The 15,946-nt window shown below is 66.5% G+C and carries 14 protein-coding genes and 1 riboswitch; of the genes, 10 read left to right on the forward strand and 4 right to left on the reverse strand.

Features of this window, described 5'->3' with window-relative positions; translation table 11 throughout:
• Positions 1 to 5: 5 nt before the first annotated feature.
• The 3 genes from V6F88_RS11490 to V6F88_RS11500 form a co-directional block, all read right to left on the reverse strand.
• Positions 6 to 2,498, reverse strand: coding sequence for a branched-chain amino acid ABC transporter ATP-binding protein/permease (locus V6F88_RS11490; protein WP_332609593.1), 2,493 nt, complete (start codon positions 2,496 to 2,498; stop codon positions 6 to 8).
• Positions 2,498 to 3,376: a branched-chain amino acid ABC transporter permease gene (locus V6F88_RS11495; RefSeq protein WP_046803008.1), complete on the reverse strand. Its 879-nt coding sequence runs from the start codon at positions 3,374 to 3,376 to the stop codon at positions 2,498 to 2,500. Before V6F88_RS11495 ends, V6F88_RS11490 begins: the two co-directional genes overlap by 1 nt.
• 65 nt (positions 3,377 to 3,441) lie before the next feature.
• Entirely contained in the window at positions 3,442 to 4,632 is a 1,191-nt protein-coding gene (locus V6F88_RS11500) for an ABC transporter substrate-binding protein (protein WP_332609596.1), read from the reverse strand.
• Positions 4,633 to 4,862: 230 nt separating this feature from the next.
• Here V6F88_RS11500 and V6F88_RS11505 point away from each other — a divergent pair, with 230 nt between their 5' ends.
• The 3 genes from V6F88_RS11505 (at position 4,863) to V6F88_RS11515 (ending at position 7,363) form a co-directional block, all read left to right on the forward strand.
• Positions 4,863 to 5,825 (forward strand): polysaccharide deacetylase family protein, encoded by a 963-nt coding sequence (locus tag V6F88_RS11505; protein ID WP_332609597.1) that lies wholly within the window; start codon positions 4,863 to 4,865, stop codon positions 5,823 to 5,825.
• A gap of 124 nt (positions 5,826 to 5,949) precedes the next feature.
• Positions 5,950 to 6,720: a GntR family transcriptional regulator gene (locus V6F88_RS11510; protein ID WP_332609598.1), complete on the forward strand. Its 771-nt coding sequence runs from the start codon at positions 5,950 to 5,952 to the stop codon at positions 6,718 to 6,720.
• Between the two features lies 1 nt (position 6,721).
• Entirely contained in the window at positions 6,722 to 7,363 is a 642-nt protein-coding gene (locus V6F88_RS11515) for a flavin reductase family protein (RefSeq protein WP_046803011.1), read from the forward strand.
• Between the two features lie 88 nt (positions 7,364 to 7,451).
• Here the strand turns inward: V6F88_RS11515 and V6F88_RS11520 are convergent, their stop codons facing one another.
• Positions 7,452 to 8,375, reverse strand: coding sequence for a LysR family transcriptional regulator (locus V6F88_RS11520; protein WP_332609600.1), 924 nt, complete (start codon positions 8,373 to 8,375; stop codon positions 7,452 to 7,454).
• 164 nt (positions 8,376 to 8,539) lie between these two features.
• Between V6F88_RS11520 and V6F88_RS11525 the strand changes: the two genes are divergently transcribed.
• From V6F88_RS11525 to ahcY, 7 genes are all read left to right on the forward strand, one after another.
• Positions 8,540 to 9,523, forward strand: a complete 984-nt coding sequence (locus V6F88_RS11525) for a tripartite tricarboxylate transporter substrate binding protein (RefSeq protein WP_332609602.1) — start codon at positions 8,540 to 8,542, stop codon at positions 9,521 to 9,523.
• Positions 9,524 to 9,695: 172 nt separating this feature from the next.
• Entirely contained in the window at positions 9,696 to 11,117 is a 1,422-nt protein-coding gene (gene leuC, locus V6F88_RS11530) for a 3-isopropylmalate dehydratase large subunit (RefSeq protein ID WP_332609603.1), read from the forward strand.
• Complete coding sequence (gene leuD / locus V6F88_RS11535; RefSeq protein WP_332609604.1) at positions 11,114 to 11,770, forward strand: 3-isopropylmalate dehydratase small subunit; 657 nt, start codon at positions 11,114 to 11,116, stop codon at positions 11,768 to 11,770. Before leuC ends, leuD begins: the two co-directional genes overlap by 4 nt.
• A gap of 21 nt (positions 11,771 to 11,791) precedes the next feature.
• Positions 11,792 to 12,679 (forward strand): alpha/beta hydrolase, encoded by an 888-nt coding sequence (locus V6F88_RS11540; protein WP_332609605.1) that lies wholly within the window; start codon positions 11,792 to 11,794, stop codon positions 12,677 to 12,679.
• Between the two features lie 79 nt (positions 12,680 to 12,758).
• Positions 12,759 to 12,995: a DUF1289 domain-containing protein gene (locus V6F88_RS11545; RefSeq protein ID WP_332609607.1), complete on the forward strand. Its 237-nt coding sequence runs from the start codon at positions 12,759 to 12,761 to the stop codon at positions 12,993 to 12,995.
• Positions 12,996 to 13,106: 111 nt separating this feature from the next.
• Positions 13,107 to 14,156, forward strand: coding sequence for a glycosyltransferase family 4 protein (locus V6F88_RS11550; protein ID WP_332609608.1), 1,050 nt, complete (start codon positions 13,107 to 13,109; stop codon positions 14,154 to 14,156).
• Positions 14,157 to 14,217: 61 nt separating this feature from the next.
• A riboswitch (S-adenosyl-L-homocysteine riboswitch) is annotated at positions 14,218 to 14,363 on the forward strand.
• A 100-nt stretch (positions 14,364 to 14,463) separates the two neighbouring features.
• A complete protein-coding gene (ahcY, locus tag V6F88_RS11555) occupies positions 14,464 to 15,882 on the forward strand; it encodes an adenosylhomocysteinase (RefSeq protein WP_332609609.1) in 1,419 nt (472 codons plus the stop codon).
• Positions 15,883 to 15,946 lie beyond the last annotated feature (64 nt).

Genomic DNA, 15,946 nt, shown 5'->3' on the forward strand with positions numbered 1-15,946 from the left:
CCCCGCTAAGCGCCCAGATACGCCCGAGCCAGCGCGCCGTCCTGCGCAATTTCCGCTGCCGTGCCGTGCGCCGCCACGCGTCCCGATTCCAGCACATAGGCCCGGTCGGCCAGGGACAGCGCCAGCGCCGCCATCTGATCCACCAGCAGTATCGTCATGGACTCCGCGCGCAGGCGGTCCAGCGCTTCGAACAGTTCGTCGATAATCTTGGGCGCCAGACCCAGCGACGGTTCGTCCAGCAGCAGGATCACCGGTTTGGACATCAAGCCGCGTGCAATCGCCAGCATCTGTTGTTCGCCGCCCGACAACAGGCCGGCGCGTTGATGCAGGCGTTCGCGCAGGCGCGGAAAACGCGTCAGCATTTCCTCGACGCGCGCCTCGCGGTCTTGCGGATGCAGGAACGCGCCCAGCCGGATGTTGTCCAGCACGCTAAGGCCGGGAAACACCTGCCGCCCCTCGGGCACCAGCACCAGCCCGCGCGCAACGATGCGGTCGGCGGCCAGGCCGTTCAGCTCGGTGCCTTGCAGGTGCATGCCGCCCTCGGCGGGCCGATGCAGCCCGGCCAGCGTGCGCATCAGCGTGGATTTGCCGGCGCCGTTTGCACCCAGCAATGCCACCATTTCGCCTTGCCGCACTTGCAGGTCGATGCCGTGCAGCACGGGGTTGGCGCCGTAGCCCGTCACCAGATTCCCTACGCCCAGTACTTCGGGGCCGATGGCCGCACCGGCCGGGCGCTGCCGGGCGGCGGGCGCGCGCCGGGCGTTTTCATCGCCCAGGTACGCCTGACGCACGGCTGGCGACTGCTGGATCTGCGTGGGGTTGCCCTTGGCCAATTCACGACCGGCGTCGATCGCCACGATGTGATCGGACACGCCCATCACCAGCGCCATGTCGTGTTCCACCAGCAGCACGCCGGCGCCCGCATCGGCGATGCGCCGCAGCAGGCCCGCCAGGCGCGTCTTGTCTTCGCGCGACAGGCCGGCGGCGGGCTCGTCCATCAAGAGGATGTCGGCATCCGTGGCCAGCGCGCGCGCAATCTCGACCAGCCGCCGGTCTACGTGCGGCAGGTCGGCGGCGGGCACATCCAGCGCGCCCTCGTAGCCGCAGAAGGCCAGCAGCGCGCGGGCGCGTTGGCGCACGTCGGCCGCCAGGTAGCGGCGCGAGGCCAGCAAACCGCCCAGCCGGCCGCGCACCATGCCCAGCGCCACGTTGTCTTCCACCGTCAACGTGTCGAACAGCTGCGACGTCTGGTACGTGCGCGCGATGCCGCTGCGCGCCACGCGGTAGGCGGGCAGCGCGGCCAGCGGCGCATCGCCTAGCGACACCGCGCCGCTGGTCGGTTGGTAATAGCCGCTAAGCATGTTGATAACGGTGGACTTGCCCGCGCCATTGGGCCCGATCAGCGCGGTGACGGCGGCCGGTGGTACGTCGAACGACACGGACTGCACCGCGCGCACGCCGCCAAATGTCATCGTCAGCGCGTCCGCGCGCAACACGCGCCGGTCGCGCGCGGCGGCCGCCATGCCGCCACCTTGGCGTGGCGCCAGCGCATGGTTCGCCGCGCGGCGCCGCCAGCGTGACAGCAAGCCCGCCACGCCGTCCGGCGCAGCCCACAACACCACCAACAGAAAGGCGCCGAAGAACAGCAGCCGGTATTCCTCCAGGCTGGACAGCAGTTCGGGCAGCAGGCCCACCACCACCGCGCCCAACAAGGGGCCGGCCAACGAGCCCGCGCCGCCCAGCGTCACCGCCAGCACGAACAGGATCGACTGCATGAAGTTGAAGTTGTGCGGCGTGATCATGCCGGCTTGCGGCGCAACCAGGCCGCCCGCCAGGCCGACCACGGCGGCCGACACCATGAACGCCACGGTCTTGACCATCAAGGGGTTGATACCGATGGATTCGCTGGCCGTCTCGCTGTCCTTGACGGCGCGCATCGCCGCGCCCCAGGTCCCGCGCGACAGCAACGCGTAGGCGGCCAACGCCACGAACACCGCAACGATGGCCAGCATCGCCACGCCCCGGTCGCCGCCGATACCGGCAAGCGAGGGCTGCGCGATGCCCATCAGCCCGTTCTGGCCGCCGGTGATATCGCCGCCTTCAATCAGCGCGTGTTCCACGATGAAGCCGAACGCGATGGTGATCATCGCCAGGTACGGACCTTTGACGCGCAACGCCGGCAGCGCCAGCAGCAGGCCAAAGGCGCCCGCCACCCCCGCCGCCGCCGGCCACGCCAACCAGAAGCTCCAGCCCGCCTGGCCGGTCAGGATGGCCACGGTGTAGGCGCCGATGGCGTAAAAGCCCGCGTGTCCGAACGACATCTGCCCCGTCAGGCCCAGCAATACGTTCAAGCCGATGCCGGCCAGCGCCAGCAAGGCCACGTTGCCCAGCACGAAGACGTAGTAGCCATTGACGGTGGCTGCCAGAGCCAGCGCCGCCACGGCCAGCACGGCGTACAGCGCCAGCGGTAGCCAGCGCGATGCAAGTTGCTTATTCATCAGACCTTCCTGACATCGGCGCGGCCGAAGAGTCCGTTGGGACGCACGGCCAGCATGACGATCACCAGCGTGAAGCTGATGATCTGGGTGTATCCGGAGCCCAGCGCCACGGTGATCAGCGCTTCGACCACGCCGAACAGCAGGCCCGCGATCATCACGCCCCAGGCGCTGGTGATGCCGCCCAGGATGGCGACCACATACGCCTTCAGCCCGAACAGCGTGCCCATGTCCGCCTGCACGTTGAACAGCGGCGCCACCAGTGCGCCGGCCACGCCCGCGAACAGCGTGGACACGGCAAACGCGGCCATGATGGCGTGGCGCACCGGGATGCCCATCAGGCGCGCGGCGTTCGGGTTTTGCACCACGGCCAGCAGCGCCACGCCCCAGCGCGTGCGACGCGACAAGGTATGCAGGGCGGCCGCCAGCGCCAGCCCGACCAGCGGAATCAGCAATTGCAGCGGATAGATGCCCAGCCCCAGGCCACCGATTTCAAGCGGGGCCTGGGCCAGCGGAGACGGCAGGCTGCGCGGCTCTTTGCCGAAGGTGAACATCACCACGTTGTCCAGCACGATGCCCAGCGCCACCGTCGACATCAACCATGCGTTGGAACCCCGGCTGGCGAACGGCCGCACGGCCAGGCGTTCGACCACCAGGCCATATACGCCGCACAAAGCCAGCGCCACCAACAGCGCGGGCGCTAGCGGCCAGCCCAGCGTCTGCGCAAAGGTATAGGTCAGCACGGCGCCCAACATCATGGAACTGCCCTGGGCAAAATTCACCGTCCCCGACACGGCATAGGTCAGGTAGAAGCCCAGGGCCATCAGCCCGTACATGCTTCCCAGACCCAGGCCGCTGACTATGGCGGACATCAACAACATGCGCGTCTCCCGCGTGATTCAAATGCTGGTTTGCGTGGCGGCCGGCGATGCCGGGCCGCGTCGCCTTATTGCGTGCCCTTGACGGGCAGGATGCGGTTGTCGATGAAGTGCGTCCACACGTAGTCGTTCTCGCGCAGCGCGTCGTGCGAGGTCGGCGTGAAGGGTTGTTCGTACGTCTTGATCAGGCCGTCGTACTTGCCGATCTTGTAGAAGCCCTGGCGCACTGCATCCCCATCGGTCGAGCCGGCCTGCGCAATCGCCAGCGCCGCCAGCTGCATGCCGTCGTACGCGTTGGCCACGCCCACGGCGGGGGTGATGTCCTGCGGGCCCTTGATGTCGGAATACTTGGTCTTGAGCGCCTGCATTACCTTGTCGCCCACGGGCCCTTGCGTGCCAAAGAAGCTGTAGGTCTGCACGAAGTGCACGTTCTTGGCGTTGGGGCCGGCCAACTCGGTGAAGCGGCCACCCGCCGGGCCCCAGTGCGACACGATCGGCACCTTCCAGCCCATGCGGTCCAGCGACTTCACCACTTGCGCCGACGGGCCCACGTTGCCCACCAGGAACAGCGTGTCGGCGCCGGCCGCCTTCAGGCGGCTCAGCTGCGGCACTACGTCCAGGTCGTTGGGCTGGAATTTTTCAGTGCCGGCCGGCGTGACCTTGGCGGCGGCCATGGCCGCGTTCAGGCCTTTTTCGTTCGATTCGCCCCAGGGGTTGTTCACCAGGATCAAGCCGGGCTTGGCCGTCTGAAACGTCTTTTGCGCGTACTGAAGCATGGCGCTGTCAACGATCTCGTCCATGGCCGACACGCGGAACACAAAGTTCGGGTTGCCCTTGTTCTGCGTGATGGCGGTGCCCGCAGCCCACGGACCCATGAACGGCACTTTTTCCTGGTTCACGATGGGCACGATCGCCATCGACACCGGCGTGTCCAGGCCGCCGAACAGCACGGCCACCTTTTCCTTGAAGATCAGCTCGCGCGCGGCGGCCATGCCCTTGGCGGGGTTGCCTTCGTCATCGCGCCGCACCAGCACGATCTGGCGTCCGCCCAGCAGGCCGCCCTTGGCGTTGATCTCGTCGATGGCGATGCTCATGCCGCGCGTCAGCGCTTCGCCGGCGCGCGCCGACTCACCCGACAGCGCGGTGATCAGGCCGATCTTGATGGGGTCGGCGGCAAGCGCCGGTTGCAAGGCAAGGCCAGCCGTGAAGAGGGCGGCGGCGGTGGCGCGAAGCAGGAAGGAACGGCGGGTCGGGACCATCGGGGCACTCCTGAAAAAGTGGAACGGATCTTGCATGGGGATAGGTGCTGCTTGCGTAGCCCATGCAAGATCCATGCCATCTGTGCCGGCCTGGCCGCCGGGGGTGTCGATCACTGCGCCACGTGGGGCAAGCAGCGTCTTTGAACGTGGTTTGTCCGCGTCAAAGCCTAGTTTTGTTTCCAAAGCTTCTGGAATTTTGTTAACAATCATGCATCAGGATTTGCACCAAAATGAATCCAACCTTGCTCGCAAGCACTAATCCGGGGCGTAACGACGCCGATGCGTGGACGCCCGACGCGTTGGCCTGCCACGGCCGTTTCACCTATCAGGGCATCGCCGGCCGGCCCGACTACACCTGGCCGAACGGTGCGCGCCTGGCCGTGTATCTGGGCTTCAACATCGAACACTTTGCGTTTGGCGAGGGGCTTGGAGCCGAATTGGGGCCCGCGTCACCGCATCCCGACGTGCTGAACTACGCCTGGCGCGAATACGGCAACCGCGTTGGCGCGTGGCGCTGCCTGGATCTGTTCGACCAACTGCGCTTGCCGGCGGGCGTGCTGATCAACACCGCGCTGTATGACCACTGCCCCGAACTGGTCGAGGCGTTTCGCGCGCGCGGCGACGAACTGATCGGCCACGGCTATAGCAACGCACATCGCCAGGGCGGCTTGCCGGAAGACGAGGAAAGCGCGCTGCTGGCGCATTGCCGCGACCGCATCGAACGGCATGTCGGGCAGGCGCCGGCGGGCTGGTTGTCGCCGTGGATATCTGAAAGCCACGCCACGCCCGACCTGCTTGCCGAGGCCGGCTACCGCTATACATTGAACTGGTGCCATGACGATCAGCCCATGCGCATGCGCACCCGCGCGGGCGACCTGTGGGCCATTCCTTACCCGCAAGAGCTCAACGACATCCCGATGATCATGGGCCGCAAGATGGACGCGCGCGACTTTGCCGATATGATTCTTGACCAGTTCGAAGAGATGCGCGCGCAGTCCGCCCGCCAGCCGCTGGTGATGGGCATTGCGCTGCATCCCTATATCGTCGGGCAGCCGTACCGCTTGCGTCATCTGCGGCGGGCGTTGGAACCGCTGGCTGCCGCGCGCGATCGTGGCGAAATCTGGTTCACCACGCCCGGCGAAATCTGCCGCCATGTGGATGGCCTGCCACCGGGGGTGATCGCGGCGCTTTGAGCAGCCATCCAGGTCGGCTATCCGGATCGGCCATCCAGAGCGGCCACCGGTTGCGCCATCCCTCGACCCCTTGTCCGCCGCCCTCTTACCTTTTCATTGCCCGAGCCCATTGCCCGAGTCCAGCATGCCAACCCGACAATCCGCCAAACCCCGCGCCAAACCCGCCGCCCGTGACAGGATCGACGCCACGCCCGACCCGGGCGCCGTCCTTCCCGACGGAGCGCCCGACAGCGACATGGAACGCCGCATCTGCGAAGCCGTCTATGAAAGCGTGATGAGCCAGCGGCTGACGCCCGGCACGAAGCTGCCCGAAGCGGCCATCTGCGAATTGTTCGGCGTGTCGCGCTCGGTGGCGCGCAAGGCCTTGCAGCGGCTGGCGCACGAGCATGTGGTGGACCTGCACCACAATCGGGGCGCCGTGGTGGCCGAGCCCACGCCCGAAGACACGCGCCAGATCTTTCAGGCACGCCGCGCGCTGGAGGCCGCGCTGTTGCCGCTGGCCGTCGCGCGCGCCACCAAGGCCGACTACGCATCGCTGCGCAAGCAGCTGCGTGATGAACACGCGCTGTTGCATCGCGCGGGCCAGCCCGCCTGGGCGCGCCAGGCCAGCGCCTTTCACGTGCGTCTGGGCGAGCTTTCCGGCAACGCCATCCTGCACGGTTATCTGGCGGAACTGGTGTCGCGCTGCTCGCTTATCGTGGCCCTGTATGAACCGCCCGGCAACGCCGCCTGCGAACACGGCGAACACGTGCTGATCGTGGACCTGATGGAACGCGGCGACGTGGCCGAGGCCGTGAAAATCAATGACAACCACCTGGCGGACCTGGAGCGGCGCATCAGCCTTGAACGCCCGCAGCCCGCGCAAACCCTTGCCCAGATGCTGGGACTGGCCTGATATGGAAATCGACTTCGACGCAATCACCGAATACCAGCGCTACAAGCTGATGGCCAGCCTGATCGTGCCCCGGCCCATCGCGCTGATCACCACCTTGTCGGAAACCGGCGTGGTCAACGCCGCGCCGTTCAGCATGTTCAACATGCTGGGCGAAGATCCGCCCATCGTCATGGTCAGCATCAACCGACTGGAAGACGGCGGCTTGAAGGACACGGCGCGCAACATTGCCCGCGACAAGGAATTCGTGGTGCACCTGACCGACGAAGCCATGGCCGAAAAGATGCACCGCTGCGGCGACCGCCTGCCCGCCGACGTCAGCGAGCTTGCTCACGCGGGCCTGGACGCCGCGCCCAGCCACCACGTCAAGCCGCCGCGTATCGTGCAGGCGCCGGTGGCCTTCGAATGCACGCTCTACGAAACCATGGAAACCGCCAGCCGCCAGATCTTCATCGGCCAGGTCCGCTGGCTGCACGCCCGCGACGGCCTGATCGACACGGACACCTGGCGTGTGCGCCTGCAAGACTACTTCCCGGTAGGCCGCTTCGGCGCCAGCTTCTACGTCACCACCCGCGACCGCTACGCCATCGGCGCGGGGGAAGCCCCGGCGGGAACAACGGCAAGTACGGCGATTGATGAAATCTGAGCGGGGGGGCGGCTACGCCCGCCGTGGCGGGGCCAGCCCGTCGGACCGTCCGATGACCCGGCGCGGTTGGCCGTGTTGGCAGCCTGCATCACCACGTTCCTCCCGCTCCGCCCGGGGCCTTCAGATACCGCGCAAACCGTTGGGCCAGAAAGTCCACGAACGCCACCGTTTTGGCCGGCAGGTTCAGACGTTCCGGGTAGAGCGCATGGATGTCCGCGGGGGGAGTGCGCCAGTCGGCCAGCACTTCGCGTAGACGGCCGTCGCGCAGGTGGGCGGCGGTTTCCCATTCCGAGCGCATGACGATGCCGTGGCCGTCCAGTGCCCATTCCAGCGCGCTTTGACCGTCGTTGGAACTGACCGGGCCGCGCACCTTCACGGTTTCGGTGCGCTGGCCGGCTTGCAGGCGCCAGGTGCCGTAGGCGACGTCGTTTTCGCGGACGACGATGCAGCGGTGGCGTTGCAGGTCGCCCGGCGTGCGGGGCTCGCCGTAGGCGTCCAGGTAGCGCGGCGATGCGCACAGCAGCCGGCGGTTAGAGGCGATCTTGCGGGCCGTCAGGCGGGCGTCGGGCAGGTCGCCGAAGCGCACGGCAACATCGAACCCTTCTTCGATCAGGTTCAGCGGCCGGTCTGTCAGGCGCATCAGCACTTCGACGTCGGGATACTGCCGCGCGAAGTCGGATACGGCGGGCACGATGTGGGCGCGGCCGAACCCGAAGGTGGCGTTCAGCCGCAGCAGGCCTTGGGGTTGGGCGCGGGCGCTGGATACCGAGCGTTCCAGCGCTTCCAGGTCGGCCAGGATACGGCCGCCTTCGGCCAGGTATAGCTCGCCTTCTTGCGTGACGCTGACGCGGCGCGTGGTGCGGTTAAGCAACCGCACGCCCAGCCGCTGTTCCAGCCGGGCCAGGCGCGCGCTGATGGCGGGCGGGGTCAGGCCCAGTTCGCGCGCGGTGGCGGACAGGTTGCCGTGTTTGACCACCAACGAAAAGAAAGCGAGATCGGAAAGGGCGTCCATGGCAGGGGCGCGGTGGGGCGCGCGAGGGGAGATTTATAAATTTAATTTATTAAAGAATTCGGTGTACCGCGAATTATAAGAATCTACCCGGCTTATACACTGGCTTTACCCAACCAGAGCCGCACGGGATCTCCCATCAACGCGGCCAACCGAGGAGACAACCCATGAAGATCAGACCCACCGCCCGCGCGTGGTGCGCGGCGCTCGTTGCTGGCTCCTGTTGGAGCCTTCCGGCTACCGCCGCCGACGCCTTTCCCGACCGCGCTGTGACGTTGATTGTGCCGTTTGCGCCGGGCGGTAGCGTCGATATCGCCGCGCGGTTGATCTCGGACGCGTGGGCGCGCGCGTTGGGCCAAAGCGTGATCGTTGAAAACCGCGCGGGCGCGTCCGGCAATATCGGCATGGCCGCCGTGGCGCGCGCGCAGCCCAACGGCTACACGCTGGCCATCAACACGATGTCGCTGGCCATCAACCCGGCGCTGTTCAAGGACATGCCGTTCGACACGAAGAAAGACCTTCGTTCGGTGGGCACGGTGGGTACGTCGCAACATGTGCTGACGGTGACCAACACCCTGCCCGTGAAAACCGTCGGTGAACTGCTGACCTATGTGCGCGCGCGGCCCGCCAACGATCTGAGCTTTGGGTCGGCCGGCACGGGCAGCACCTTCCACATGGCGGCGGAGCTGTTCAAGTCGGTGTCCAAGACGCAGATCCTGCACGTGCCGTACAAGGGCGGCGGGCCGGCCATGGTCGACACCATCAGCGGGCAGGTGCAGATGAGCTTCCCGGTGCTGTCCGCCGCCAAGCCGCAGGTGGACGGCAAGAAGCTGCGTGCGCTTGGCGTGACGGGCAGCACGCGTTCGCCGCTGTTACCCGATGTGCCGACCATCGCGGAATCCGGCTTGCCCGGGTATGAATTCAACACCTGGTTCGTCATCAGCGCGCCGGCCGGTACGCCGCAGCCGGTGATCGACACCCTGAACGCAAAGCTGGCCCAGGCGCTGCAATCGCCGGAGCTCAAGGCGCGCATGCAGCGCGAGGGCTTTGATCCGCTGGTGTCCACGCCCGCCAAGACGGACGACATGGTGGCCGCCGAGATGACGCGCTGGGCGGGGGTGGTGAAGGACGCCGGCATCCAGGCGAACTGAGTCGGCTGACTGATGCGGCCGATCGAGCCGGCACAGAAGACACGGCAAGGCATAGCAAGACGCAGCAAGACGCAGCAAGGCCCGTCCGTCGGCAAGGCGGGCGCCCCGCTTCAGACAGGCAAGCAATCAAGCAAGCAATCAAGCAAGCAGGCAAGACATAAGGAAGCAAGACATGCCCGGCATGACGCTGTACGACAAACTGGTGGCCAGCCACGAGGTGGCCCGCATCGACCACGAGCACATCCTGCTGTACGTCGATCTGCACATCATGAATGAATACACCAGCCCGCAAGCTTTCAGCGGGCTGGCTGCGCGCGGCCGCGCCGTGTTGCGGCCGGGCCAGCAGATGGCGGTGGTGGACCACATCATCCCCACACATCCCGTGCCGTCGGCGCTGCGGGTGATTGCCGATGAAGCGTCGTCGCGCCAGGCCGTGAACCTGAAGCGCAATTGCGACGCCCAGCACATTGCGCTGTTCGACACGACCGACCCGTTGCAGGGCATTGAACACGTGATTGCGCCCGAGCACGGCATGATCCTGCCCGGCATGGTGGTGTTGTGTGGCGACAGCCATACGACCACTTACGGCGCGCTGGGGGCGCTGGGCTTTGGCATCGGCACGTCCGAGGTTGAACACATCCTGGCCACGCAGACGCTGGTGTATCGCGTGGCGCGCAACATGCGCATCCGGGTGGACGGCACCCTGGGCGTAGGCGTGTCCGCCAAGGATCTGGTCATTTGTCTGGTGCATCGGATCGGCGCGCAAGGCGCGCGCGGACACGCGGTGGAGTTTTGCGGTCAGGCCATCGATGCGCTGTCCGCCGAGGCCCGCATGACCTTGTGCAACATGACGGTGGAGGCCGGCGCGCGCGCCGCGCTCATCGCGCCAGACCCCACCACCGACGCCTACGTGGCCGCGCACGCGCCGCAACTGCATGGCGACCTGCTGGCCCAGGCGCGTGCGTACTGGGCCACGTTGCGCAGCGATCCGGATGCGGCCTTTGAGGTAGAGCACGTGTTCAACGCCGCCGACATCGCGCCGTTTGTCACCTGGGGAACCAGCCCCGACCAGGCCCTGCCGGTTACGGGCCACGTGCCCGATCCGCAAGCCGAACCCGACCAGCTGGCGCGGCTGGCGCTGGAAAAGGCGATGGACTACATCGGCCTGGCGCCGGGAGCGCCGATTGCGGGCGTGCCGGTGGACCGCGTGTTCATCGGGTCCTGCACCAACGGCCGCATCGAAGACCTGCGTGTCGTGGCAGGACTGGCGCGCGGCAGGAAAGTGGCCGACGGCGTGCGCGCCATGGTCGTGCCGGGCTCGGGCGCGGTGCGCGCGCAGGCCGAGGCCGAAGGGCTGGCGGCGGTGCTGATCGAAGCGGGCTTCGAGTGGCGGCAACCCGGCTGTTCGATGTGCCTGGCCATGAACGACGATGTGCTGCGGCCCGGCGAGCGCTGCGCGTCCACCACCAACCGTAATTTCGAAGGGCGACAAGGGCGGGCAGGGCGCACGCATCTGATGAGCCCCGCCATGGCCGCCGCTGCCGCGCTGGCCGGCCGCATTGTTGATGTCCGTGAATGGAGCCTTGCCAAATGAACCCGTTGATCGAAGGCGTGGCCGCGCCGCTGCCGTTTTCCAATCTGGACACTGACCAGATCATGCCCAAGCAGTTTCTGCGCATCATCGACAAGGCGGGGCTGGACCGTGGCCTGCTGTACGACCTGCGCTTTGACGAGCATGGCGCGCCGCGTTCCGGCTTTGTGTTGAACCAGGACGCCTACGCGGGCACGTCGGTGCTGGTGGCCGGCCCCAACTTCGGCTGCGGGTCCAGCCGCGAACACGCGGTGTGGGGCTTGCAGCAATTTGGCATCCGCGCCGTGATCGCGCCCAGCTTTGGCGAGATCTTCTACTTCAACGCGGTCAACAACGGCTTGCTGCTGGTCAGCCTGCCCGCCTTGGAAGTCGACGCCTTGCTCGCAAGGGTGTCCAATACGCAGGAATCGGGCGGCAATCGCGTGACCATCGACGTCATGGCGGGGCAGGTGCGCACGGCGGATGGCTGGACGGCAAGCTTTGCGCTGCCCGAACGCCATCGCCGCATGTTTGCGCAGGGCCAGGACATGGTCGGCGCGTCGCTGCTGCAATTGCCCGAGGTAGAACGGTTCGAGGCGACGCATTGGGCGCGGCATCCGTGGATGAAGGATGTGGCGCGCACCGTGCGCGACCGCCTGGATCGGGCGGCACAATAAATCCACCAGGAGGCAATATCCATGACCGCATTCTTCGACTTGCCGGTGCGTCGTATCCAGGCCAATGGCGTTGAGATCGCCGCGCGCATCGACGGGTCGGGCCCGCCCTTGCTGCTGCTGCACGGCCACCCGCAAACGAACGCCATCTGGCACCGTGTATGGCCGGCGCTGACGCAGCATCGCACCTGCGTGGCGGCCGACCTGCGTGGTTATGGCGACAGCACCAAGCCCGCGGCCTCACCCGGCCACATTGCGCATTCCAAGCGCGAGATGGCGGCCGACATGGTGGGCGTGATGCAGGCGCTGGGCCATGCGCGTTTCGACGTGCTGGCGCATGACCGCGGCGCGCGCGTGGCGCACCGGCTGGGGCTGGACCATGCCAACGCGGTGTCGCGCATGATGCTGCTGGATATTGCGCCGACGCTGGACATGTACGAGGGCACCACACGCGCCTTCGCGCAGGCGTACTTCCATTGGTTCTGGCTGATTCAGCCCACGCCGGGGCCCGAGACGATGATCGAGCATGACCCGGTGTTCTACCTGCGGTCGGTGATGGGCGGCCGGCCCGGTGGGCTGGCGCATTTTTCCGCCGAGGCAATGACGGAATACGAACGCGCGGCGCGCCTGCCGCGCTGGGCGACCGGCATCTGCGAAGACTATCGCGCGTCGGCCACCGTGGATCTGGAGCATGACCGCGCGGGCCGTGCCAACGGCGAAAGGCTGCGCATGCCGGTGCGGGCGCTGTGGGGCGAGCGCGGCGCGGTGGGCAGGAATTTTGACGTGCTGGCGCTGTGGCGCGCCATCGCCGATGACGTGTCGGGCGGCCCCTTGCCGGGGGCGCATTACCTGGCCGAAGAGTGCCCCGACGCGCTGTTGCAAGAGGCCGGCGCGTTCTTCGGATGGCGCTAGGCGGCGGCCGTCAATCAAGCCTTGGCGGGCGATAGGGCTATCCAAAAAGGGACACAACCCTGGTGGTAACCTTCGCCCCATGAATCGCCACTTTGCCAACCTTTCCGAACTACCCGACCCCGACGACGCGCAACGCGTCTTCACGGCAACCGACTCCCCCTGCGTGGCCGTGTGCTCGACGCTGTTCGATGACATCTGCCGGGGTTGCGGCCGCACGGCCATGGAAGTGGCCAACTGGGTCTTCATGACGGAAGAGGAAAAGCGCGACGTCTGGGTGCGCATCAAGGCGCAGGGGTACCCCCGGCGCAATAACTGAACGGCGCGTTGCGGCGCGGGTGACCACGCCCGGGGGCCGATCATCGCCGCCGTCTTGGTCATGTCACATGAAGCGGGCTAAATCGCGGTATCGCCCACTTCCGGCCTTATCATGCGCATCGTCCTGGTCACGGATGCCTGGCATCCGCAAGTCAACGGCGTCGTCCGCACCTGGACGACCATGCGGCAGATCCTGCAGGAATGGGGTCACGAACTGATCGTGGTCAGCCCCGAAGGCAGCCGCACCGTGCCGGCACCATCCGAGCCCGACCTGCGGCTCTGCCTGCAACCCGGGCGGCAACTGCGCCGCATTCTGGGCGATACCATCCCCGACGCCCTGCACATCGCCACCGAAGGCCCGTTGGGCCTGGCGGCGCGCCGCATGGCCCTGTCGCGCGGCTGGGCATTCACGACGTCGTTCCACACCATGTTCCCCGACTACCTGCAAGCGCGCATGGGCATACCCGCCGCGTTGCCGTGGCGGTATCTGCGCTGGTTTCACCGGCCGTCGCGGTGCGTGCTGGTGCCCACGCCCACGGTGCGCGATGTGCTGGTGCGACGCGGCCTGGCCAACCTGCGCATCTGGTCGCGCGGCGTGGACCCGCGCAAATTTCAACCCAGCGCCAGCCAGGCATTCGCCCATCTGCCCCGCCCGGTTTTCCTCTGCGTGGGCCGCGTTGCGCGGGAAAAGAACCTGGATGCGTTCCTGGCGCTGGACCTGCCCGGCAGCAAGGTCGTAGTGGGCGCCGGCCCGGATGAGGCGCGGCTGAAAAAACGCTTTCCCGATGCGGTATTCCTGGGGATGCAACAGGACGATGCGCTGCCCTCGTTGTATGGCGCCGCCGACGTGTTCGTCTTTCCCAGTCTGACCGATACGTTCGGCCTGGTGATGCTGGAAGCGATGGCCTGCGGCACGCCCGTGGCGGCCTTTCGCAGCGAGGCGCCGCTGGCGGTAGTGACCCCCGGCGTGACCGGCTGCCTGGACGACGATCTGGCCCGCGCTTGCCGTGCCGCCTTGCCGCTGGACCGACACGCGGTGCGCGCGCACGCGCTGTCCCGCAGTTGGGACGCCGTGGCGGCCTCGTTGCTGGACGCCCTGGTGCCACTGAAGCCGCTGCCGCCGGAATCCACGTCCCGGCCCACGCCCGCGCAGGCGGGGTGACGCATAGTTTTTTTCACGGACGGGTTTCCGCACCCCCGGCCAAACCGGTACAATCCCCGGCAATCCTGAGGAGCGTTGCGACGACCCCGCGGTTACCGCCGTGCACGGCATCGTGCACATTGACGCGGAACCCGGCTCGCCAGGCTCAGGAATCCTTGTTCAAGCGCCGCGCCTTGCGCGTCGCTACAGCAACGGCGCTCACCTTTGTCGCATATGGCGGGAAAGGCGAGCACTCGACTGTCGTGGTGTATTCGCGTTGTCCGGCCATATCGTGCGCCGTTCGATATTCACGTGGAGCCTACACACCATGAACGCTGTAACTGATAAATCCTTCTCCGATTACCTGGTTGCCGACCTGTCGCTGGCAGGCTGGGGCCGTCGTGAACTGGCCATCGCCGAAACCGAAATGCCGGGCCTGATGGCCATCCGCGAAGAATTCGCCGCCGCGCAGCCGCTCAAGGGCGCGCGCATCGCGGGCAGCCTGCACATGACCATCCAGACCGGCGTGTTGATCGAAACGCTGGTAGCCCTGGGCGCCGAAGTGCGCTGGGCCTCGTGCAACATCTTCTCCACGCAAGACCACGCCGCCGCCGCCATCGCCGCGTCCGGCACGCCCGTCTTCGCCGTCAAGGGCGAAACGCTGGAAGAGTACTGGCAGTACACCCACAAGATCTTCGAATGGCCCAATGGCCAGCACGCCAACATGATCCTGGACGATGGCGGCGACGCCACGTTGATGCTGCACCTGGGCACCAAGGCCGAGAAAGATCTGTCGGTGCTGGCCAACCCGGGCAGCGACGAAGAACGCATTCTGTTTGCCGCCATCAAGGAAACGCTCAAGCGTGATCCGAAGTGGTATTCGACCCGTCTGGCGCAGATCAAGGGCGTGACCGAAGAAACGACCACGGGCGTGCATCGCCTGTACCAGATGTCGCAAAAGGGCGAGCTGGCCTTTGCCGCCATCAACGTCAACGACTCGGTCACCAAGTCCAAGTTCGACAACCTGTATGGCTGCCGCGAATCGCTGGTTGACGGCATCAAGCGCGCCACCGACGTGATGGTTGCCGGCAAGATCGCCGTCGTGGCCGGCTACGGCGACGTGGGCAAGGGCTGCGCCCAGGCGCTGGTCGCGCTGCGCGCCCAGGTCTGGGTCACCGAAATCGACCCGATCTGCGCCCTGCAAGCCGCGATGGAAGGCTTCAAGGTCGTGACGATGGACGAAGCCGCCGCGCATGGCGACATCTTTGTCACCGCCACCGGCAACTACCACGTCATCACGCGTGAGCACATGGACGCCATGAAGGACCAGGCGATCGTCTGCAACATCGGCCACTTCGATAATGAAATCGACGTTGCCGGCCTGGCCGATTGCCAGTGGGAAGAGATCAAGCCGCAAGTCGATCACGTGATCTTCCCGGACGGCAAGCGCATCATCCTGCTGGCCCAGGGCCGCCTGGTGAACCTGGGTTGCGCCACCGGCCACCCGTCGTTCGTGATGTCGTCCTCGTTCGCCAACCAGACCATCGCCCAGATCGAACTGTTCACGCGCAACGAAGCCTACAAGTCGGGCGAAGTCTACGTGCTGCCCAAGCACCTGGACGAAAAGGTTGCCCGCCTGCACCTGAAGAAACTGGGTGTGAAGCTGACGACGCTGCGCAAGGATCAGGCCGACTACATCAACGTGCCGGTCGAAGGCCCCTTCAAGCCCGAGCACTACCGTTATTGATGGGTTGAAAGCACAATAGGAAATACCCGCGCCATGTTGGCGCGGATTTTTCGAACCGCGGATT

The sequence above is a fragment of the Achromobacter sp. ESBL13 genome, assembly GCF_036668755.1.
Lineage (GTDB): Bacteria > Pseudomonadota > Gammaproteobacteria > Burkholderiales > Burkholderiaceae_B > Achromobacter.

Excerpts from the sequence above, each read along its gene's own strand:
- V6F88_RS11490 (WP_332609593.1), bottom strand. The coding sequence starts at position 2,498 with ATGAATAAGCAACTTGCATCGCGCTGGCTACCGCTGGCGCTGTACGCC.
- V6F88_RS11495 (WP_046803008.1), bottom strand. The coding sequence starts at position 3,376 with ATGTTGTTGATGTCCGCCATAGTCAGCGGCCTGGGTCTGGGAAGCATG.
- V6F88_RS11500 (WP_332609596.1), bottom strand. The coding sequence starts at position 4,632 with ATGGTCCCGACCCGCCGTTCCTTCCTGCTTCGCGCCACCGCCGCCGCC.
- V6F88_RS11505 (WP_332609597.1), top strand. The coding sequence starts at position 4,863 with ATGAATCCAACCTTGCTCGCAAGCACTAATCCGGGGCGTAACGACGCC.
- V6F88_RS11510 (WP_332609598.1), top strand. The coding sequence starts at position 5,950 with ATGCCAACCCGACAATCCGCCAAACCCCGCGCCAAACCCGCCGCCCGT.
- V6F88_RS11515 (WP_046803011.1), top strand. The coding sequence starts at position 6,722 with ATGGAAATCGACTTCGACGCAATCACCGAATACCAGCGCTACAAGCTG.
- V6F88_RS11520 (WP_332609600.1), bottom strand. The coding sequence starts at position 8,375 with ATGGACGCCCTTTCCGATCTCGCTTTCTTTTCGTTGGTGGTCAAACAC.
- V6F88_RS11525 (WP_332609602.1), top strand. The coding sequence starts at position 8,540 with ATGAAGATCAGACCCACCGCCCGCGCGTGGTGCGCGGCGCTCGTTGCT.
- leuC (WP_332609603.1), top strand. The coding sequence starts at position 9,696 with ATGCCCGGCATGACGCTGTACGACAAACTGGTGGCCAGCCACGAGGTG.
- leuD (WP_332609604.1), top strand. The coding sequence starts at position 11,114 with ATGAACCCGTTGATCGAAGGCGTGGCCGCGCCGCTGCCGTTTTCCAAT.
- V6F88_RS11540 (WP_332609605.1), top strand. The coding sequence starts at position 11,792 with ATGACCGCATTCTTCGACTTGCCGGTGCGTCGTATCCAGGCCAATGGC.
- V6F88_RS11545 (WP_332609607.1), top strand. The coding sequence starts at position 12,759 with ATGAATCGCCACTTTGCCAACCTTTCCGAACTACCCGACCCCGACGAC.
- V6F88_RS11550 (WP_332609608.1), top strand. The coding sequence starts at position 13,107 with ATGCGCATCGTCCTGGTCACGGATGCCTGGCATCCGCAAGTCAACGGC.
- ahcY (WP_332609609.1), top strand. The coding sequence starts at position 14,464 with ATGAACGCTGTAACTGATAAATCCTTCTCCGATTACCTGGTTGCCGAC.